Genomic DNA, 19901 nt, shown 5'->3' with positions numbered 1-19901 from the left:
TCCGAGGTTAAACCATCAGCGCAATAGTCCGATCGATCAACCACCAGGCCGACAGTCCGCCAACGATATAGGCCACAGGAAGGGCTGAAGCCACTGTCGCGGTGTGCCCGGTGCGGGTTTCCCACCGATGCACGGAGGGCATCCTCCGCAGCAGAAGCATCAGTGCGCTGACCGCGAGAATAAAAGCGAGCTGACCCGCTTCTACCCCGAGGTTGAAGACGGTGAGTGACAGCGGAATCGCATAGTCCGGGACCCCGATCTCGGAAAGGGCTCCTGCGAATCCGAGTCCGTGTAGCAACCCGAAAGCAAACGCCACCAGCCACGGCTTGCGGATCGCCAGGGTTTTACGCCCTTCCAGCTTGTGCAGAATCTCCACCGCCACAAATACGATGCTGAGCGCGATCAATGCCTCCACGGGTCCTTGAGGAACGGAAACAATCCCCAGCACCGCCAGTGCCAGAGTGACGCTATGGGCCAGGGTGAAGGCGGTGATCGTTGTCACCAATTGTCTCCAGCCGCTGACCAGTACCACCAGGGCAAGCACAAACAGAAGATGGTCAGCCCCCAACAGAATGTGCTCCAGGCCCAACACAAAATAGGTGCCCCCGATTTCTTCGGTATCGGCGCGATCTGTGACAATCAATTGTGGGCGATCTGGCAGCAGTCGGGTGACCTGCTCGCGATCGTCCAGCCAGCGGATGCGTACCAGCGCATCGGTCAAGGTATTTGCCAGCCCCGTGATCTCTATGGTGCTGCCAATCAGATTTTCGCGATGCCGGACTTTCCAGCGCTCCACATAATAACCTCTGACAAACCGGGCGGAGGGCAGTGCGAGCGCGGGAGTATCCTGGGAGAATTTTACATCCAGTGACAGACGAAGATCGCCGCGAGCCGGCACCCGCCAGGTAACGTCAAAGGTTTGTGCATCACTCTGAATGATATTCAGCGAGGCTGGGCGCAGTTCGTGTGCCAGAGCAAGCGCAGGCAACAGCAGCGTGAGTGCAAGCAGGACTCTTTTCATTGAGCGGTGACCTCGCTGGACTGAGAGGTAACCTGAATCCGGTAATTGGCTCGCAGCGTTTCATACTGGGTCTGGAGGATTCTGTCCTGTTCTTCCAGCTGCCAGTCCCTCAGTACATCAGCGCGGATTTCGTTGAATGCCGGCTCTCGCTGTGGATTGTGAGCGGAGATCTTTACCAGATGCTCGCCGTAAGCCGAGGTGAGGGGGCCGACCCACTGGTTCTTCGGGAGTTCCAGCAGTTGCCGGGAGAAGTCGGCGCCAAACTGACGGTCGATACGTGCGGCACTGGCGGCGTCAAAGTGAAAGGGAAGCAAGGTACTGTCCCCCAGCTTGTGCGGGTTGCCGCCGGCGGTGAGTTTGGTGAGGATCAGGCGTGCGTCTTCCGCGGCCTGCTCTCTCTTGTTGCTATCGAGGAAAATCTGTTCAAAGGTGTACTGCGCGGGCAATGTGTACTTCTGCGCATTTCGCCGGTGGTAATCCCGTAGTACCGGTTCCGCGGGTTCAATGGTATTGACGAGGTCTCGGGCCAATAGCTCCATCTTCATCCGCATGCGATGCCTGACGACGGTGTCGTCTTTATCCAACCCCATTTTTACCGCTTCCCGGTAAAGGACTTCTTCGCGCACGTAGTCGTCGATCAGCCCCTGCAATTCCCCGGGCCCGGGCGGACGCTGCCAGCCGCGTTCGAAGAGACCGGACAGTTGGCGGATACGGGCGTCGCTGACCGTGATGCTTTCACGGTCAGCGGTGTATGCGCCCTGGAAAAAATGGTTGATGCCGAATAACAAGGCGCCGATCAGGGCGAAGTGGGCGCTGGGATCTTTGAGCCAATGCAAGGTCACTGGAGAACTCCGGCTAATGGATATTATTCGGGGGTATAGGAGAAATTTCTTATGCGGTTGAGCTTAGTTCATGAATCACAGCGTGGCCGGTGGTGGCATGGAAAAGTGTTTGGCAGAAGGCTGAAATAGCGGTAAAAAGTGGCTGTTGGCGCTTAAAGGCATCTACACTCTGTACGGGATTGCCACGCCTGACGGACCGCCACGGCGGCGACCAGTGAATTCAAGGGAGAAATTTGATGAAAGCTCCGACACTCTCGGCAATATGTGTTCTTCTGGGCAGCCTGATCACGGGCAGTCTGGCAGCAGCGGATGCGGTAGAGGACAAGTACAAGCAGGCATGCCATATCTGCCACGACACCGGTGTGGCCAATGCCCCGAAGGTACACGATGTGGAAGCGTGGAAACCGCGTCTGGATAAGGGGATGGACGCTCTGCTCAATTCGGTTAAGAGCGGCCTTAACGCCATGCCTCCCGGGGGGATGTGCACCGATTGCAGTGACGAGGACTACAAGGCTCTGATCGGGTATATGTCCTCGCCCAAACCCTGATGGGTTTGCAGGAGCCTGAACTACAGGCGAGTTGGTGACTGGGCTAATTGCCTGCAGAGCAGGTCCTGCAAGAAACAGTTTGGCCCACTCGGCGTGTTTTGGCTTGTGTCGGCGAGAAAATTATGACGGACAATTAGTCCTCAGAATCGGCCAATGGAATTTACAAATGGCAAAGTTGTGCCATTTGCACGAGAGCATTTACGCCGGTAGCCGTTCCCTGCGGAATTCCGTCGGAGTCTTGGCGTGTCGCTGTTTGAACGCCACATTGAATGGACTGAGAGAGCGGTAGCCCACATCCAGCGCAATGGTGAGCACCGGCAGATGCGCCTCACCGGGATCTGACAGTCTCCGGCTTGCCTCGTCGATACGATACTGGTTCAGGTATTCGTTGAAATTGCGAAATCCCAGATGTTTGTTGATCAGCGCGCGCAATACATGCTCGCGTGCATCCAGCTGTTCGGCAAGCTCGCGAATGGTGAGCCCGGTACGGCGGTAGCCGCCGCTCTCCATATGGCTGCGCAGTGTCTCCAGCAGCGTGATCTGGCTTGCATCGAGTGGTAGTGGCGGCGCTGGCTCGGGCGCAGGTTCCTGATTCGGCTCTGCTGTAACTGGCAGGGATTCTTCGAGGGCCCGGGGTGACAGCGCCAACAGCCACAGACAGGCCGCGAACGCCAGCACCGAGGCCATGGCCGCATGCAGTGTGGGGATGCCTCGTGGTACGGGAAAATAGTTGAAGAGAAATTCCGCGCACACCACCAGTGACATGTAACTGCCTATGGCAATCAGAAGCGCCATACGCAACTGCCGCCGCTCCGTCACCAGGTCGGATTGTAACTGCTGTAACAGAGTAATTACTCCCGCGGCGATCAAGCCCAGCTTGAATGGCTGCGACAGTACATAAAAGAATGCATGAACATTGAACTGGGCCGCGAGTTCAATGGCAAAATCTGCGGCGATCACGCACCAGCCCCACTGGGGAAATTTTTCCCCCTCACTGCACAGCTGGTGAGTAAACAACCAGAACGCGCCTGGAACCAGGATAGTCGGCAGATCTATCAGGAAGTCGAGCAGTGGTTGCTCAACGTCCAATAATGGCCGCAACAGATAGAAAAACACCCCGCAAATCACCACCAGCAGCCATTTGCCGCCGCCGTAACGGGCCTGGCTGAGACCAATACGCGCTCCGAGCAGTAATAAAAGCCCACAGGACGCGCCGGTAAAAAATACGTAATTCACTGGGTACCTCTGAAATAGGTATCGCAATCAACGCCAGCGTTCCGCCCAGGCATCGAGTACCTTACGGCTGTATGTGTGCCGGCCGTAACTGCCGTTGTAGTAGGCCAATGCGTTTGGCATGTTGCCTTTGGCCTTCTGGATGTAGTGTTTGAGAATGGTACAGCCGTAGCGGAGATTGGTGTCCATATTGATGAGATTGTCGTCTGGGCGGCCGATCTCGTTTTTCCAGAACGGCATCACCTGCATCATGCCCTGAGCGCCTACGCGGGAAACGGCATAGGGGTCGAAGGCACTTTCGATCTGGATTACCGCCAACACAATTTCCGGCTGCAGTCCCGCCCGCGTCGCTTCCCGGTGGATCGCCTTGAGCACGTGCATACGCTCCTGCGGATCCTTGATATAGCGCGCCAGCGGCTGGGACTTGGCCATCAACCACACCTCCGCATCGAAGCGATCGACGAAGGAGTCCGCTTCGGTCACGGCTTCCCTGAGTGCCACCAGCAGCTGCGGGTCCACCTCTTTGACCTGGGCGGGTGCGGCAGTGCTGAACAGGCACAGCAGGAGTGTGGTGAGGGTTGCTCTTATCATGGGGTAGGATTTTACGGGAAGCTTTGGGATTTCGGTACATCGCAAGATGTCACGCCCTTCGCATCGAAGTGCATTACTCCGCAGGACCATTTGAACAGAGCGGTGATCTATTCGCGAAGGGTGAGTGCTGGGGGGAGGGTTTCGAAAGCGTCGGCGACAGGGACGTCGCCGACGCAGCGTACAGGGATGTATTCACAGCGGTTTCGAAACCCTCCCCCCAGTGCTCGACCGCCTCCGGGTCAGCATACGGAGTGACAGAGGGCTACGAAGTAAACATCATTCAGTGAGCGATTTTCTCGAGCAGGATGTCCACGATCTGATCCGCAGAAAACTCTGAATTCTCAGAATCGCGACGGCCCTTGTACTCGATCTTGCCGCCTTCCAGGCCGCGGTCGCCGACCACGATGCGGTGTGGAATACCCATCAACTCGGTATCCGCCAGCATTGCACCCAGACGCGCCTTCGGTTCATCCATCAGCAGCACATCGATACCCTTGGCGGTGAGCGCCGCATAGATGTGCTCACACTTCTGGGTAACCGCTTCACTCTTCTGCATATTGATCGGCACAATCGCCAGCTGGAACGGCGCTATCGCCTCCGGCCAGATGATGCCGGCCTCATCGTGATTCTGCTCGATAGCCGCCGCCACAACACGGGAAACCCCAATGCCGTAACAGCCCATCACCATCACCTGCTCCTTGCCGTTCTCATCCAGCATCTTGGCATTCATCGCCTGGCTGTACTTGTTGCCCAGCTGGAAAATATGGCCCACTTCGATACCGCGCTTGATCTCAATCACACCCTCGCCATCCGGGCTCGCGTCGCCAGCCACCACATTGCGCAGGTCTTCCACGCGAGCGAGCGCCACATCGCGCTCCCAGTTCACACCGGTCAGGTGGTAATCATCCCTGTTGGCGCCGCACACAAAGTCCGCCAGATGCGCCGCGGCGCGATCCACGATCACATCGATCTTCAAGCCCACCGGGCCCAATGAGCCAATGCCGCAACCCAGCTCCGCGGCAATACGCGCTTCCGGGGCAAACAGCAGGGGGCTGGCGACGCCCGGCAGTTTCTCGGCTTTCAGCTCATTCAGCTCGTGATCACCGCGCAGCACCAGGGCCACCAGCGGCGCCTCGGCATCTTCTTCCTCGGTCTCACCCAGAACGATCAGGGTTTTTACCGAGGTATTCGCGGCAATACCGAAAGCTTCTTCCAGTGCGGCAATGGTTTTCTGTCCCGGGGTATGCAGCTCCGCCATTTCCTTGCTCGGTGCAGGGCGGTCACCGGCAGGCGCTACGGCTTCCGCCAGTTCCACATTCGCCGCGTAACGGCTCACTGTGGAAAACGCGATGTCGTCCTCGCCACTCTGAGCCAGAACGTGGAATTCGTGGGAGTGGGAGCCGCCGATGGAACCGGTGTCTGCCAGAACCGGGCGGTAATCCAGACCAATGCGATCGAAGATGCGGCAGTAGGCATCGTGCATCACATCGTAGGTCTCCTGCAGGGAGTCCATGGTCAGGTGGAAGGAATAGGCATCCTTCATGGTGAACTCGCGCGCGCGCATCACGCCGAAGCGCGGGCGGATCTCGTCGCGGAACTTGGTCTGGATCTGGTAGAAATTCGCCGGCAGCTGTTTGTAGCTGCTGATCTCGGTGCGGATCAGGTCGGTGATCACCTCCTCGTGGGTCGGGCCCAGGCAGAAGGGGTTGTCGTGGCGATCCTGAATACGCAGCAGTTCCGGTCCGTATTGCTGCCAGCGGCCGGATTCTTCCCACAGTTCCGCCGGTTGTACCACCGGCATCAGCACTTCCAGCGCACCCGCGCGGTCCATCTCCTCGCGCACGATACGCTCCACCTTGCGCAGTACGCGCAGACCGGTGGGCAGCCAGGTGTAGAGTCCTGAAGAGAGGCGGCGGATCATGCCGGCGCGCAGCATCAGCTGGTGGCTGATGACCACAGCGTCATTGGGGGTTTCTTTCTGGGTGGCGATCAGATAGCGGGAGGCGCGCATAGGGCTTTCTTTTTGGTCGTTGAATTTCAGAGGGCGGCCATTTTACGCCGTTGCAGCGCCGTTTTGGTAGGGCCACCTAGTTTGACGCGAAGGTACAGGTGCCGCCACGGGTTTAATCTGTGTCTTGAAACAGAAAACCCCGCAAAAGCGGGGTTTTCGTACCGGGAAGTGGCGAGAATCAGGACTCGGCCATTTCCTTCAGTTTCTTCAGCGGGCGAATTTTTACCTGGATGCTCGCGGGCTTGGCCTTGAACATGGTCTCTTCGCCAGTGAAGGGGTTGATACCTTTACGCGCTTTCTTGGCCGGCTTTTTCACCGTGGTGATTTTCAGCAGGCCCGGCAGAGCGAATTCCCCCACAGCCTTTTTCTTCACGTGGCTCTCGATCACGTTGGTCAGCTCGTCCAGTACCGCCTGAACCTGCTTGCGGGACAGCTCGGTGGCCTCGGCAATGTGGTTCAGCACCTGGGTCTTGGTGAATTTCTCTTTCGCTACCGCCAGTTTCTTGGCTGGAGCTGCTTTGGCTGGCGCCTTCTTGGCGGGAGCCTTTTTCGCTGCAGTTTTGGCTGCTGCTTTCTTGGCGGGGGCTTTCTTAGCTGCTGCGGTCTTGCGTGCGGCCATCGTTAGCTTCCTTCTATATCAGTGTTTTTCCAGTGAAAGTGGTTCGGGAGCTCCGGATATCGGTCGGATTCTCCAGTACGACAGGGGGTTCCCAAGTACTGGACTGAGTATATCCAGTTTTTATCCGCGCGCACCGGGAAAAATTGGAAAAAAAGTGCATTTTTACAGGGTTTTGGCCGGAATTTAGCCTTTTGTAGCGGAAGGGCAGGGCTCCGCAGTGGCCGAATGCAGGTAACTTCTTCCCTCCGGGGGGCTCATGTATAATCTGCGCCCCTTTGAATGCTGTGAGATTTCGGGTAAAAGCCATGCCTATCTACGAATACCAGTGCAGGGCCTGCGGCCACCAGATGGAAGCCCTGCAGCGTATGAGCGATGCACCGCTGACGGACTGCCCCGCGTGCAACCAGGCGGAACTGAGCAAGAAAATTTCCGCGGCCGGATTCCGGCTCAAAGGTGGCGGCTGGTATGAAACCGATTTCAAGACCGGCAGCAAGAAGAACCTGGCGGGCGACGCCGCCAAGCCGAACAAGGACAAGCCGGCAGCCAGTTCCGGCACTGCCAAAGCAAGCTGATTCAACATTACTGACTAAGGGAATAAGACTCCATGCGCACCGATTACTGTGGCGCCCTGCGATCCGCCGATATTGACCGCGAAGTAACCCTGTGTGGCTGGGTAGACCGCCGCCGCGATCACGGCGGGGTGATCTTCATCGACCTGCGCGATCGCGATGGCATTGCCCAGGTGGTGTTTGATCCGGACGCCGCCGAACATTTCAAGCTGGCGGACCGCGTGCGCAGCGAGTACGTTCTCAAGGTCACCGGCCGCGTGCGTGCGCGTGCGCCGGAAGCGGTCAACCCGAATATGGTGACCGGCGAAATTGAGGTTTACGGCCTGCAGCTGGAAATTCTGAACTCCGCGGAAACCCCGCCCTTTCAGCTGGACGAGCACACCGCGGTTGGCGAAGACGTACGCCTCAAGTACCGTTATCTGGATCTGCGTCGCAACGAGATGCAGCGCAATCTGCGTTTCCGCTCCCAGATTACCAACGCCATCCGCAACTACCTCGATGGCGAGGGCTTCCTGGATATCGAGACCCCGATCCTGACCCGGGCCACGCCCGAAGGTGCCCGTGATTATCTGGTGCCGAGCCGTACCCACGCGGGCAAATTCTTCGCGCTGCCGCAGTCCCCGCAGCTGTTCAAGCAGCTGCTGATGGTGTCCGGTTACGACCGCTACTACCAGATCGCCAAGTGCTTCCGCGACGAAGACCTGCGTGCAGACCGCCAGCCCGAATTCACCCAGATCGATATCGAGACCAGCTTTCTCGATGAGAACGCCATCATGTCCATTACCGAGGGCATGATCCGCAAGCTGTTCAAAGAGTTGAAAGGCGTGGAGCTGGGAGAGTTTCCGCGTATGCCGTTCTCTGAAGCGATGGCGAAATTCGGTTCCGACAAGCCCGATCTGCGTATCCCGCTGGAGCTGGTGGATATCAAGGATTTGATGACCGAGGTGGACTTCAAGGTGTTCTCCGGTCCGGCCAACGACCCGAAAGGTCGCGTTACCGCGTTGAAAGTCCCCGGTGGCAACGACAAGCTGACCCGCAAGCAGATCGACGATTACACCAAGTTCGTTGGTATCTACGGCGCCAAGGGGCTGGCCTATATCAAGGTTAACGACAAGTCCGACCTGGAAAACGGTCTGCAGTCCCCCATTGTCAAATTCCTGCCGAACGAGGTGCGCGCCGCCATTCTCGACCGCCTGCAGGCGGAAAATGGCGATCTCATCTTCTTCGGTGCTGACAAGGGGAAAGTGGTCTCCGAGGCACTCGGTGCCCTGCGCTGCAAGCTGGGTGAAGACCTGAACCTGTACGTCTCCGAGTGGGCACCTCTGTGGGTTGTGGACTTCCCCATGTTCGAGGAGAACGACGATGGCAGCGTTACCGCGCTGCACCACCCGTTTACCTCACCGTCCTGCCCGGCGGAGGAGCTGGAAAAGAACCCGCTGGAAGCCCTGTCCCGCGCCTACGACATGGTACTGAACGGTACCGAGCTGGGCGGCGGTTCTATCCGTATTCATAACCAGGACATGCAGCAGACGGTATTCCGCGCTCTGGGTATCAGTGCGGAAGAGCAGCGCGAAAAATTCGGCTTCCTGCTGGATGCTCTCAAGTTCGGCGCGCCGCCCCACGGTGGTTTGGCCTTCGGCCTCGACCGTCTGGTGATGCTGATGACCAACAGCGACTCGATTCGTGACGTCATCGCCTTCCCGAAAACCCAGAGTGCTGCGTGTGTGATGACCGATGCACCGGGAGCGGTGGATGCCAAGCAACTGCGCGAGTTGAGTATCCGGCTGCGCAGTAAAGAGGAGCAGGTGGGCTGATCCTGCCGGCAAGGTTTTCGGCTCAGGCTTCCGGCCGCCACCGGAAGCCTTTTTCATTTTCAGGCGACAACTTCGGAGTCAATTCAGGGGGTTAACCATGGCGGGACACAGTAAATGGGCCAACATCAAGCACCGCAAGGCCGCTCAGGATGCCAAGCGGGGCAAGATCTTTACCAAAATCATTCGCGAACTGACCGTTGCCGCCAAGGCTGGCGCCAATCCGGATGACAACCCGACGCTGCGTACCACCATCGACAAAGCCCTCGGCGCGAATATGAAGCGCGATACCATCGACAAGGCGATTGCCCGCGGTGCCGGCGCCAATGATGGCGACAACTATGAATCGGTCACCTATGAGGGGTATGGCGTTGGCGGTGTTGCGGTTCTGGTGGAGTGCCTGACCGACAACCGCAATCGCACCGTCAGCGAAGTGCGTCACGCCTTCACCAAGCGCGGCGGCAACCTGGGTACCGATGGCTCCGTCGCCTATCTCTTTTCGCGCAAGGGGCAGATGTTCTACGAGTCTGGCGTGGATGAAGAGGCACTGATGGAAGCGGCGCTGGAGGCCGGTGCGGAAGATATCGTCACCCATGACGATGGCAGCATCGAGGTGACCACTGAATTTACCGATTACATGGCCGTGAAAGAGGGGCTCGCCGCAGCGGGGTTCCCCCCGGGCAGCGCGGAAATTGCCATGATCCCCTCGACCACTGTGCCCCTGGACAAGGACGGTGCGGAAAAGGTGTTGGCGCTGGTGGATATGCTGGAAGACCTCGACGATGTACAGAACGTCTATACCAACGCCGATATTCCTGAAGAGGTGATGGCCGAGCTGGACTGATCCCATATCCACCGCGAGATAACGTGCCCCGCCAGTCGGGGCATTTTTGTATCTGAACACCGAGGCTTTCTTTCGCCTTGACGCCCCGCGATCACCTTGGGACACTTCCCACTGGAATTGTATAAATGTACAGGGGGTAGGCTGCCGTGACCCGAATCCTGGGGATAGACCCCGGCTCGCGCAAGACCGGCTATGGCCTGATTGACGTGGAGCGCTCGCAGGCACGTTATGTGGCCAGCGGTGTGATCCGCATACCGGACGCGCCTTTGCCAGAGCGACTCAAGCTCATTTTCGACGCCGTCAGTCAGATCGCCCAGCAATATCAGCCCGAGCAGATGGCCATCGAAAACGTGTTCATGGCCAAGAGCGCGGGCTCGGCCCTAAAGCTCGGGCAGGCGCGGGGCGCCGCCATCGTCGCCGCCACCAATGCCGGACTGCCGGTGTCGGAATATGAAGCGCGCAAGGTGAAGCAGGCGGTGGTGGGCAACGGTGCAGCAGACAAGCTGCAGGTGCAGCACATGGTCAAAACCCTGCTGAAACTTCCCGCTTCACCGCAGGAGGATGCCGCGGATGCGTTGGCGGTGGCGCTCTGTCATCTGCACACGGTGCAGACGCTGATCCAGTCGTCCACCGGTTCCCGGGCCCGGTTCCGGCGTGGGCGTCTGAGTGTTACCTGACTTGGTGTTTTGCTCGTTGGTGGGCAAATTCATAGAACTATATGCGAAGGTGCTGATACCGATATTTGTTTGCGAGACCTTCCGCGAGAGGGGCCGAAGGCGCCGTGAATACGTGGAGCGGCTGGGCCACCTCGCGGAAGAGTCCCCATGGATGGGTTGAGGGGGGCGCGTAGCTCGTGTCTCGCACACAGCAATCGATAGCAGCACCGCCACCGGGCCTCCAGAAGCAGGGCTCCGGAATTAAGAAAATGAAACTGAGACAACAATGATCGGAAGACTTACCGGCAAGCTGGCTGCGGTTCAGCCGCCACAACTTTTGGTGGATGTGCAGGGGGTAGGCTACGAAGTGCTGGCCCCCATGACCACCATATTCGAATTGCCGCAACTGGGTGGCAGTGTGCAATTGCACACCCACCTGGCGGTGTCGGAAACCTCCCAACAGCTGTTTGGCTTTCTCCGCGAATCGGATCGCCAGCTGTTTCGCACCCTCATCAAGGTCAACGGTGTCGGCCCGAAAATGGCACTGGCGATCCTGTCCGGTCTCGATGGCGTCGCCCTCGCACGCTGCGTGGCCGACGATAATGTCGCAGCGTTGGTAAAAGTACCCGGTGTCGGTAAAAAGACCGCCGAGCGCCTGATTATCGAGCTGCGCGGCAAACTTACTCCACAGGTTGGCGACCTCGGCGATATCCCATTGATGGCAGTCAGTGCCACACCGAAAGTCGACTATGCCGGCGAGGCTGAGAGTGCTCTCGTAGCACTGGGCTACAAACCCACCGATGCCACCAAAATGATCGCCCGCGCCGTTAAGGATCAGTCCGACGCCGACAGCGCCACCCTGATCCGCCTCGCCCTGAAGAGCATGGCTCCGGCCTGAATTGTTTGTGCCCGTGTGGCTGAGCCTGATTTAACGAGTAGATTCTGTGATTGAAGCCGACCGTCTCATCGCTCCCGAACCCATAGGCCCTTCCGGTCAGGAAGAGCAGTACGACCGTGCCGTGCGCCCCAAGTCTCTCGCAGACTATGTGGGCCAGCCGGTGGTGCGGGAGCAGATGGAAATCTTTATTCAGGCGGCGAAGCTGCGCAAGGAAGCGCTTGACCACACTCTGGTGTTCGGCCCGCCCGGCCTTGGCAAGACCACTCTCGCCAATATCATTGCCGCGGAAATGGGGGTGGCGATCAAAACCACCTCCGGCCCGGTACTGGAGAAGGCCGGGGATCTTGCCGCCATCATGACCAATCTGGAGCCGGGTGATGTGCTGTTCATCGACGAGATCCACCGCCTTAGTCCCCATGTGGAAGAGGTGTTGTATCCGGCGATGGAGGACTATCAGCTCGATATCATGATCGGCGAAGGCCCGGCCGCGCGCTCCATCAAACTGGACCTGCCACCGTTTACCCTGGTCGGTGCGACCACGCGCGCGGGCCTGCTTACCTCGCCGCTGCGGGACCGTTTTGGCATCGTACAGAGACTCGAGTTCTACAACATCGACGACCTCACCAGCATTGTTGCCCGCTCTGCCCGCCTGATGGGGGTGGAAATGGATGAGGGGGGCGCGCGGGAAGTGGCCTGCCGTGCCCGTGGAACCCCGCGTATCGCCAACCGACTGTTGCGGCGGGTGCGCGATTATGCGGAGGTAAAAGGCAATGGCCACGTGTGTGCCGAGACTGCTGACCGCGCGCTGAACATGCTCAATGTGGACGCGCGCGGATTCGACCAGCTCGATCGCCGCATGCTGCTCACCATGATCGAAAAGTTTGATGGCGGCCCGGTAGGGGTCGACAGCCTGGCCGCCGCGGTCAGCGAAGAGCGCGACACTATTGAGGATGTGCTCGAACCCTACCTGATCCAGCAGGGCTACATCACCCGCACCCCGCGGGGTCGGGTGGTGACGGCGCTGGCCTATGAACATTTTGGTATCCCGAAGCCCGACCGCACCTGACGAACTGGTCGTCATCCTGTAGCATGTTGTCCTATCGTTGGTGGTTGCCGTTTTGTCCTTGCAGACGGTACCGGCGACCGCCACACCGCAGAAGATCAATAAAACCGAGTTCGCGGTCGGCGATTTAAGGACAACCTGTGCCAGAACCCTTCCACATTCCCATTCGCGTCTACATCGAGGATACCGATGCGGGCGGCATCGTCTATTACGTAAATTATTTGAAGTATATGGAGCGGGCCCGCACAGAAATGGTCCGTTCGCTCGGCTATGATAAGCCGGCAATGCCACAGCAGGGGCTGCTGCTGGTGGTGCATTCAGCGGAGGTTCAGTATCGAAAGTCTGCAATATTGGACGATCAATTACAGGCCAGTGCCGCCATCGGCAAACTGGGGCGCGCCGCGATTACCTTTGAGCAGAAAATCTGGCGCGGCGATGAAATTATTTGCGAGGGTGTGGTCAAAGTGGCCTGCGTCGACGACGCCAGCCGCAAGCCCTGCGCTCTACCCGAATCCATCTATCAAGCATTGAAGGCAGTGAGTTAACGACATGAATGCCGGTGAACAACTTTCTCTGTGGGGGCTGATTTCCAGCGCCAGTCTGCTGGTACAGCTGGTAATGCTGATGCTGCTCATGGCCTCGGTGGTCTCCTGGGTGATGATCATCCAGCGCGGTACCTACCTGTCCCGTGCGCGCAAGGCCATGATCAACTTCGAGCGCCGGTTCTGGTCCGGTTCGGATCTGAATCAGCTGTTCCGCGACGGCAATGCGGCGGCGGAGCGGGGCAAGATCGATGGCGTTGAATCCCTGTTTCGTGCCGGATTCACCGAGTTCACCCGTTTGCGTCAGCAGGGCAAGAGCAGCCCGGCGGCGGTGATGGAAGGCACCGAGCGCGCCATGCGCGTGGCGATGTCCCGGGAGCAGGAGAAGGTGGAAATGAACCTGCCATTCCTTGCCACCGTAGGTTCCGTCAGCCCCTACATCGGCCTGTTCGGTACCGTGTGGGGCATCATGAACTCTTTCCGTGGCCTCGCTACCATGCACCAGGCGACGATTGCCACCGTGGCACCGGGTATTTCCGAGGCACTGGTAGCGACTGCCATGGGGCTGTTCGCCGCCATACCCGCGGTCATGGCCTACAACCGCTACTCCGCCAAGGCCGAGTGGCTGCTGTCCAGCTATGAAACCTTCGCGGAAGAGTTCTCCTCCATCCTGCACCGCAAAGTGCACGCCGCCAGCTGAGGCGCCCATAGCGGAGCTGTGCCAGGAGTCGAACCATGAGCAATTTTCGCAAAGCCCCCAAGCGCAAGCTGGTCTCCGAGATCAACGTGGTGCCATACATCGATGTGATGTTGGTGCTGCTGATTGTTTTCATGGTGACCGCACCGCTGTTGATGCAGGGGGTCAAGGTCGATCTGCCGGACGCACCGTCCGCGCCGATCGAGGATACCGACGACGAGCCACTGATCGTGTCCGTGAAGGCAGATGGCACTTACTACCTCAATCTCGGCGAGGATGAAAAGGTCGCCAAGCCGCTGCCGGAGATCAAGGAAACGGTTGCCAAGGTGTTGCGCCAGAAGCCGAAGACCCCGGTGCTGGTGTGGGGTGATACCGATGCAAAGTACGGCCTGATCGTGGGCGCGATGACGCACCTGCAGCAGGCGGGGGCGCCGAGCGTCGGTCTCGTCACCGAGCCGCCGTCACAATGATCCGGGACCTTGCAGTATGAACGGCTCTTACGGTCCGGCTATCGTTATTAGTGTGGCGCTGCACGCCCTGTTGATTGCCGTGCTGACGTTTGGGTGGGAGGCCGAGCACAAGAAGGAGCTCAAGCCCATGCCCAAGTTCGTGCAGGCAAAACTGGTGCAGCTGGAGTCCAAGTCGACCAATGAACGCAAGGCGCCGCCGAAGGTGGATCTGATCGAGAAGCAGCGCCGCCAGCAGGAACTCGAGCGCCAGCAGAAGGCGGCGGAAGAGAAGAAACGCCAGGCCGCCGCGGAACGCAAGAAAAAGGAAGAGGCGGACAAGAAGCGCAAGGCCGAAGAGGCCCGCAAGAAAAAAGAGGCGGAAGAAAAAGCCCGCAAGGAAAAGGAACGCAAGGAAAAAGCACGGCAGGAGAAGCTGGAGCAGGAGCGTAAGAATGCTTTTGAAGATGCGTTGGAGGATGAGGAAGAGGTCCACGATGCCAGCAGTGATGCCGCCGCCGTTATGTCCGTGGCCCAGGCTATCCAGCAGCGCATCGAATCCGTATGGAGCCGCCCGCCCAGTGCCCGCAACGGCATGGTGGTGGAAGTGCAGATCAATTTCGTGCCTACGGGACGGGTGGTTGCCGCCACTATTACCCGGGGGAGCGGCAATGCCGCGGTGGACAGATCGGTGCTGACTGCGGTCAAGAAAGTCGAAGTATTCCCGGAAGTGGCCGACGTGGCCCGCAAGGAACCGTCGCTGTTCGAGCGGCAGATCCGCACAACCAAACTGATATTCAGAGTCGAAGGCCTGCGCCAATGATGAAAAAAAGAGTCTCCCTGCTGTTTGCCACCCTGGTCAGCTGTGTGCTGGCCGTGTCCGCCAGGGCACAGCTGGTGGTTGAGATTAGCGACGGAAACCAGGACCCGACCCCGATCGCGGTGGCACCGTTTGACTGGTCCGGAACCGGTGTGTTGCCGGAGGATGTTTCCGAGATCATCGCCGCGGACCTTCGCCGCAGCGGACTGTTCGCGCCGGTGCCGCGGGAAGATATGCTGTCTTTCCCCAAGACGCCGGAAGAGGTCAGCTTCCGCGACTGGCGCGTGTTGGGCACCGAGTATGTGGTCACCGGCCGCATGCAGCCCCAGTCCGGCGGCTATTTGTTGAGCTTTGATCTGGTCAACGTTTTTGGTCAGAGCAAGATGTTCACCAAACAGGTTACCGGCGGACCCCAGCAACTGCGGGATATCGCGCACCGCGCTGCAGATGAGATCTTTGAAGCCATTACCGGTATCCGTGGCGCCTTCGGCACCCAGATGATCTATGTGCAGGAAACCTCCCGTGGCGGGCAGCCCAGTTATGCCCTGATGGTTTCGGATGTCGACGGCGCGCGCGCACGCCAGATCCGGCGCTTCAGTGCGCCGGTGATGTCACCGAGCTGGTCCCCCAATGGTCAGGAGGTGGCCTATGTCTCTTTCGAGACCGGTCGCCCAGCAATCTTCCGTGAAAATATCCGCACTGGCGCGCGCCAGCAGCTCACCAACTTCAAAGGGTTGAACAGCTCTCCCACCTGGTCGCCAGACGGTACCAAGCTGGCCATGGTGCTGTCGAAGGACGGTAACCCGGAGATCTATGTGCTCGATCTGCGCAGTGGCCAGTTCACCCGGATGACCCGCCACTTCTCCATTGATACCGAGCCGAACTGGATGCCGGATGGAAAATCGCTGGTTTTCACTTCCGACAGGGGAGGTAAGCCACAAATTTATCAATTGACTCTTGCCACGGGTCAAGTAGACCGCTTAACCTTCGACGGCGATTACAACGCGCGCCCGCGGGTCTCTCCCGATGGCAAAACGCTGGTTATGGTGCATCGTAGCAGCGGGGTATTCACCATCGCTACGATGGATATCGTTTCCGGCAGAATGCGTGTCCTCACGGAGACGCGCCTGGACGAATCCCCAAGTATTGCGCCCAATGGCGCGATGCTGATGTACGCCACCAAGCGGGGGAGTAAGGGTATTCTGGCAGCGGTGTCGCTGGATGCCGGAGTCAAATACAGTCTGCCTTCGCAACAGGGAAATGTCCGCGAGCCGGCGTGGTCGCCTTACTTTGATTGATGCAGTACCCACAGGGAGCCTTATGTTCTTGCTATGGGTGTGAAATCAAACAAATAAGAAGAAGGTAATTCCCGGTAAAGTTACCGGGTGGTATGTCTGACAAGATTTTTCGATAACACTTTAAGCGGAGTTGTTTATGTTCAAATCAGTTAAAACCGGTCTGGGTCTGGCTTGCGTACTGGCAGTAATGGCCGGTTGTTCCAGCACCGATACCGACGATAGCGCCAATGCTAACGCCTACAACCAAACCCAGGCTCCTGTAGTAGAAGACACTACCACTCAGGCTCCGGTTGCTCTGGACAATGTCGTTTACTTCGACTTCGACCAGTCCCTGCTGAAGCCGTCCACCCGTGAGCTGCTGATCAAGCACGCTGACCGTATGCGCGGCGCCACTGGCACCGTGCGTCTGGAAGGCCACGCTGATGAGCTGGGTACCCGTGAATACAACCTGGCGCTGGGTGAGCGTCGTGCCAACGCTGTTCGCGATTTCCTGGTTCTGCAAGGCGTAAACGCCGCGAACCTGGAAGTGATCAGCTACGGTGAAGAGCGCCCGGCTTCCGAAGGCTCCAGCGAAAGCGCTCGTGCCATGAACCGTCGCGTGGTTATCAACTAATCTGAAAACATGGTTTTGTCTTTTCTGATTAGAAGTATCGCGGTTACCGCAGCCTTTATGGCTGCGGTATCGACCTCGTATGCGCAGGCTCCGGTGGTGGATCTGTCCAGCGGCAGTACCACAAACCGGGGCATTGCAACTCCGCCGCCCCCGAGTTATCCGCAGCTAGCCAGCCGTGCGGATAGCTCAGCCGGCCGCCTGCAGGCAAACCCGCAGGCGGACGCCTACTACCAGATGCAGGTTCTGCAGCAGGAAGTTCAGGAGCTAAGGGGAGCCGTGGAGGAGTTGAGACATGAAGTCAAACGGCTGCGCCAACAGCGCACCGAAGATTACATGGATCTCGACCGCAGAATTTCCAAACTGAGTGGCACAGCCCCCGCGACCGGAGCTCCCGAGTCCGGAGCCGCTGACACTGAAGAAGCCGATGCGGGGGTTCAGCCCCAGACGCCGGCAAGCGGTGGTGTAGCGGCGGCCAGCGAGAACGAAAAGGATCGCTATCAGGCGAGCTTTGACCTTGCGCGCAACGGTGATTACGACGGTGCCAGCAAAGCCTTCAAAAGCCTCCTGGATGACTTTCCAAACGGTCAATATGCACCCAACGCCAACTACTGGCTGGGTGAGATAGCGCTGGTGCAGGGCAATGTGGAAGAAGCGCGCACCTGGTTTGTGACGCTGCTGGAGAGTTACCCCAATTCCAGCAAGGTCTGGGATGGACGGTATAAACTCGGCACCGTCTACCATCAGTTGGGCGACAACGCGAAGGCCAAGGAATTGCTGCAACAGGTGGCATCTAGTGATGCCCGCGCCTCAGGGCTTGCAAAGCAGTACCTGAAGGAAAATTTTTAACCGGAACCGATCACTTTTCTCATCCTGAACAACCATCGGCCCATAACGATGGCGTGAGGAGGGGATAGACGGGTGCTGCGATGAACAAATGGATCGTCGTGTGCCGGACGTCGGTGCTGGTTTTGTGATCAAAAAGAATCTATGATCCCGCGCCCGGATGGTTTGCTCCATCCGGGCGTTTTTATTTGTGCCCGGAGCCCGCAGTGAGCAGGCAGGTCGCGGGGTGAGGTGCGGTATGAGAGGCGAGAGATTGACAGCGCGGGATACAGATTGCGTATGAATACCGAGGTAAAGACCGGGTTGGCCGGAAAAGATATGACTGCTGAGTCTCTCCGTATCAGCGAGTTGTTTTACTCGCTTCAGGGGGAAGCGCGGGATTCCGGTTTGCCCACGGTGTTCGTGCGCCTTACGGGCTGCCCGCTGCGTTGTACCTACTGTGACTCAGAGTACGCCTTTTACGGTGGGGAGCGCATGACGCTGGCCGATATCTTGCAGAAGGTACAAAGCTATCCCGCCCGCCACGTCTGTGTGACCGGTGGCGAGCCGCTGGCACAGCCCAATTGTCTGCCTCTGCTGACCGCGCTGTGTGACGCGGGTTACCAGGTGTCCCTGGAGACCAGCGGCGCGATGCCCGTGGATGCGGTGGATTCCAGAGTATCGCGAGTAGTGGATCTAAAAACACCGGCCTCCGGCGAACAGTCTCGCAATCGCCTGGAGAACATTCCGCTGCTGAATACTCGTGACCAGGTCAAGTTTGTGATCTGCGACCGGGGTGATTATGACTGGGCCAGGTTCACCCTCGATCAGTACCGCCTTGCGGACCGCGTGGGAGATGTCCTGTTTTCCCCCAGTTACGAGCAGCTGAGCCCGCGCCAGTTGGCAGAGTGGATTCTGGAAGATGGTCTGCCGGTGCGAATGCAGATCCAGCTGCACAAACTGCTATGGGGGGATGTGCCCGGCGTATGATGTCGGGTACTGGTTTGTCCCTCACAGAATTCGGATGAGTTTATGAGTAAGAAGAAAGCTGTCGTCCTGTTATCTGGAGGTCTCGACTCCGCCACGGTTCTGGCTATGGCCAATCAGGATGGCTATGAATGCTATGCGCTGGGGTTCGATTACGGCCAGCGTCACAGCGCGGAGTTGATCGCCGCCCAGCGGGTGGCGGCGGATCTCGGGGCGGAAGAGCACAAAGTGGTCAAACTGGACCTTCGGGTCATTGGCGGCTCTGCGCTTACCGACGACAGCATCGCGGTGCCGGAGGAAGAAACCAGCGGAATCCCTATTACCTATGTGCCCGCACGTAACACGGTGTTTCTGTCGATCGCACTCGGTTGGGCGGAAGTGCTGGGCGCGCAGGATATTTTTGTGGGCGTGAATGCCGTTGACTATTCTGGTTACCCGGACTGCCGCCCCGAGTACATCGACGCTTTTGAGAAAATGGCCAATCTGGCTACACGCGCCGGTGTGGAAGGCAAGAAACTGACGATTCACGCACCGCTGATGAATATGAGCAAGGCAGATATCGTCAAGCGCGGGACGGAACTCGGCGTGGATTACAGTTTGACCGTGAGCTGTTACCAGGCCCAGCCCAGCGGCGCAGCCTGTGGCCGCTGCGACAGCTGCCGCCTGCGTGCGGCCGGTTTTGCCGAGGCTGGCCTGGAGGATCCAACCATCTATGCGGGGAGTACCGGGGGCAGCTAAGCCCTTATATTTGTTGGAAATTTTTTTGTAATCGGGACTTGTGTTTTCGGATTAGATCCGTAAGATACGCAGCTCCTCAAGGCGAGGGTGATTAAGGGTCGTTAGCTCAGTTGGTAGAGCAGTTGGCTTTTAACCAATTGGTCGCTGGTTCGAGTCCAGCACGACCCACCATTTCTCCTCGCCCGTGACGATTCGCTATCTACCAGGCCTTCGTCATGTATTTCCAGCCAGG

At 58.5% G+C, this 19901-nt stretch carries 22 protein-coding genes and 1 tRNA gene; 17 read left to right on the top strand and 6 right to left on the bottom strand.

All coding sequences use genetic code 11. The features are described from left to right. Positions 1-7: 7 nt before the first annotated feature. A complete protein-coding gene (locus C3938_RS03345) occupies positions 8-1021 on the bottom strand; it encodes a HupE/UreJ family protein (protein ID WP_105101826.1) in 1014 nt (337 codons plus the stop codon). Beyond that, on the bottom strand, positions 1018-1863 hold the full coding sequence (locus C3938_RS03340) for a peptidyl-prolyl cis-trans isomerase (protein ID WP_105101825.1): 846 nt from the start codon (positions 1861-1863) through the stop codon (positions 1018-1020). The genes C3938_RS03345 and C3938_RS03340 overlap by 4 nt, the downstream gene beginning before the upstream one ends. Positions 1864-2099: 236 nt before the next feature. On the opposite strand from C3938_RS03340, the gene C3938_RS03335 reads away from it, so the two are divergent. Then, complete coding sequence (locus C3938_RS03335) at positions 2100-2411, top strand: c-type cytochrome (RefSeq protein ID WP_105101824.1); 312 nt, start codon at positions 2100-2102, stop codon at positions 2409-2411. Positions 2412-2609: 198 nt separating this feature from the next. Here the strand turns inward: C3938_RS03335 and C3938_RS03330 are convergent, their stop codons facing one another. From C3938_RS03330 to C3938_RS03310, 4 genes are all read right to left on the bottom strand, one after another. Then, entirely contained in the window at positions 2610-3647 is a 1038-nt protein-coding gene (locus C3938_RS03330; RefSeq protein WP_105101823.1) for a helix-turn-helix transcriptional regulator, read from the bottom strand. A gap of 27 nt (positions 3648-3674) precedes the next feature. Next, a complete protein-coding gene (locus tag C3938_RS03325) occupies positions 3675-4235 on the bottom strand; it encodes a lytic transglycosylase domain-containing protein (RefSeq protein WP_105101822.1) in 561 nt (186 codons plus the stop codon). Between the two features lie 280 nt (positions 4236-4515). Next, positions 4516-6246: a proline--tRNA ligase gene (locus tag C3938_RS03315; protein WP_105101820.1), complete on the bottom strand. Its 1731-nt coding sequence runs from the start codon at positions 6244-6246 to the stop codon at positions 4516-4518. Between the two features lie 178 nt (positions 6247-6424). After that, positions 6425-6865: an HU family DNA-binding protein gene (locus tag C3938_RS03310; RefSeq protein ID WP_105101819.1), complete on the bottom strand. Its 441-nt coding sequence runs from the start codon at positions 6863-6865 to the stop codon at positions 6425-6427. Positions 6866-7170: 305 nt separating this feature from the next. Here C3938_RS03310 and C3938_RS03305 point away from each other — a divergent pair, with 305 nt between their 5' ends. The 16 genes from C3938_RS03305 to C3938_RS03230 all read left to right on the top strand — a co-directional run bounded on the left by C3938_RS03305 (position 7171) and on the right by C3938_RS03230 (position 19840). Continuing rightward, positions 7171-7437 (top strand): FmdB family zinc ribbon protein, encoded by a 267-nt coding sequence (locus C3938_RS03305; protein WP_105101818.1) that lies wholly within the window; start codon positions 7171-7173, stop codon positions 7435-7437. 32 nt (positions 7438-7469) lie between these two features. Continuing rightward, on the top strand, positions 7470-9248 hold the full coding sequence (aspS, locus tag C3938_RS03300; RefSeq protein WP_105101817.1) for an aspartate--tRNA ligase: 1779 nt from the start codon (positions 7470-7472) through the stop codon (positions 9246-9248). Positions 9249-9345: 97 nt separating this feature from the next. Then, on the top strand, positions 9346-10089 hold the full coding sequence (locus C3938_RS03295) for a YebC/PmpR family DNA-binding transcriptional regulator (RefSeq protein ID WP_105101816.1): 744 nt from the start codon (positions 9346-9348) through the stop codon (positions 10087-10089). A 146-nt stretch (positions 10090-10235) separates the two neighbouring features. After that, positions 10236-10766 (top strand): crossover junction endodeoxyribonuclease RuvC, encoded by a 531-nt coding sequence (gene ruvC, locus C3938_RS03290; protein ID WP_105101815.1) that lies wholly within the window; start codon positions 10236-10238, stop codon positions 10764-10766. Positions 10767-11031: 265 nt separating this feature from the next. Next, a complete protein-coding gene (gene ruvA / locus C3938_RS03285) occupies positions 11032-11643 on the top strand; it encodes a Holliday junction branch migration protein RuvA (protein WP_105101814.1) in 612 nt (203 codons plus the stop codon). A gap of 46 nt (positions 11644-11689) precedes the next feature. Then, the gene (ruvB, locus tag C3938_RS03280) at positions 11690-12709 is read left to right on the top strand and encodes a Holliday junction branch migration DNA helicase RuvB (protein WP_105101813.1); all 1020 of its coding nucleotides are present in this window, start codon (positions 11690-11692) and stop codon (positions 12707-12709) included. A 137-nt stretch (positions 12710-12846) separates the two neighbouring features. After that, the gene (gene ybgC, locus C3938_RS03275) at positions 12847-13251 is read left to right on the top strand and encodes a tol-pal system-associated acyl-CoA thioesterase (RefSeq protein ID WP_105101812.1); all 405 of its coding nucleotides are present in this window, start codon (positions 12847-12849) and stop codon (positions 13249-13251) included. A 4-nt stretch (positions 13252-13255) separates the two neighbouring features. After that, positions 13256-13948 (top strand): protein TolQ, encoded by a 693-nt coding sequence (gene tolQ, locus C3938_RS03270; protein ID WP_105101811.1) that lies wholly within the window; start codon positions 13256-13258, stop codon positions 13946-13948. A 35-nt stretch (positions 13949-13983) separates the two neighbouring features. Next, positions 13984-14415 carry a protein TolR gene (gene tolR, locus C3938_RS03265; protein WP_105101810.1) on the top strand — a complete coding sequence of 144 codons (432 nt, stop codon included), beginning with the start codon at positions 13984-13986 and terminating at the stop codon, positions 14413-14415. 16 nt (positions 14416-14431) lie between these two features. Next, positions 14432-15214: a cell envelope integrity protein TolA gene (tolA, locus tag C3938_RS03260; RefSeq protein ID WP_105101809.1), complete on the top strand. Its 783-nt coding sequence runs from the start codon at positions 14432-14434 to the stop codon at positions 15212-15214. Then, positions 15214-16509 (top strand): Tol-Pal system beta propeller repeat protein TolB, encoded by a 1296-nt coding sequence (gene tolB, locus C3938_RS03255; RefSeq protein ID WP_105101808.1) that lies wholly within the window; start codon positions 15214-15216, stop codon positions 16507-16509. Before tolA ends, tolB begins: the two co-directional genes overlap by 1 nt. Positions 16510-16645: 136 nt before the next feature. Beyond that, positions 16646-17122, top strand: a complete 477-nt coding sequence (locus tag C3938_RS03250; protein ID WP_105101807.1) for an OmpA family protein — start codon at positions 16646-16648, stop codon at positions 17120-17122. Between the two features lie 15 nt (positions 17123-17137). Then, a complete protein-coding gene (gene ybgF / locus C3938_RS03245; RefSeq protein WP_233998625.1) occupies positions 17138-17968 on the top strand; it encodes a tol-pal system protein YbgF in 831 nt (276 codons plus the stop codon). 315 nt (positions 17969-18283) lie between these two features. Next, complete coding sequence (queE, locus tag C3938_RS03240; RefSeq protein ID WP_105103201.1) at positions 18284-18934, top strand: 7-carboxy-7-deazaguanine synthase QueE; 651 nt, start codon at positions 18284-18286, stop codon at positions 18932-18934. Positions 18935-18976: 42 nt separating this feature from the next. Beyond that, positions 18977-19669, top strand: a complete 693-nt coding sequence (gene queC, locus C3938_RS03235) for a 7-cyano-7-deazaguanine synthase QueC (RefSeq protein WP_105101805.1) — start codon at positions 18977-18979, stop codon at positions 19667-19669. A gap of 95 nt (positions 19670-19764) precedes the next feature. Beyond that, positions 19765-19840, top strand: a tRNA-Lys gene (locus C3938_RS03230). The last annotated feature ends 61 nt before the right edge of the window (positions 19841-19901 follow it).

The sequence above is a fragment of the Microbulbifer pacificus genome (assembly GCF_002959965.1).
Taxonomy (GTDB): Bacteria; Pseudomonadota; Gammaproteobacteria; order Pseudomonadales; family Cellvibrionaceae; genus Microbulbifer; species Microbulbifer pacificus_A.
The sequence above is the reverse complement of the archived record's forward strand: the minus strand, read 5'-3'. Positions and strand labels throughout refer to the sequence as shown.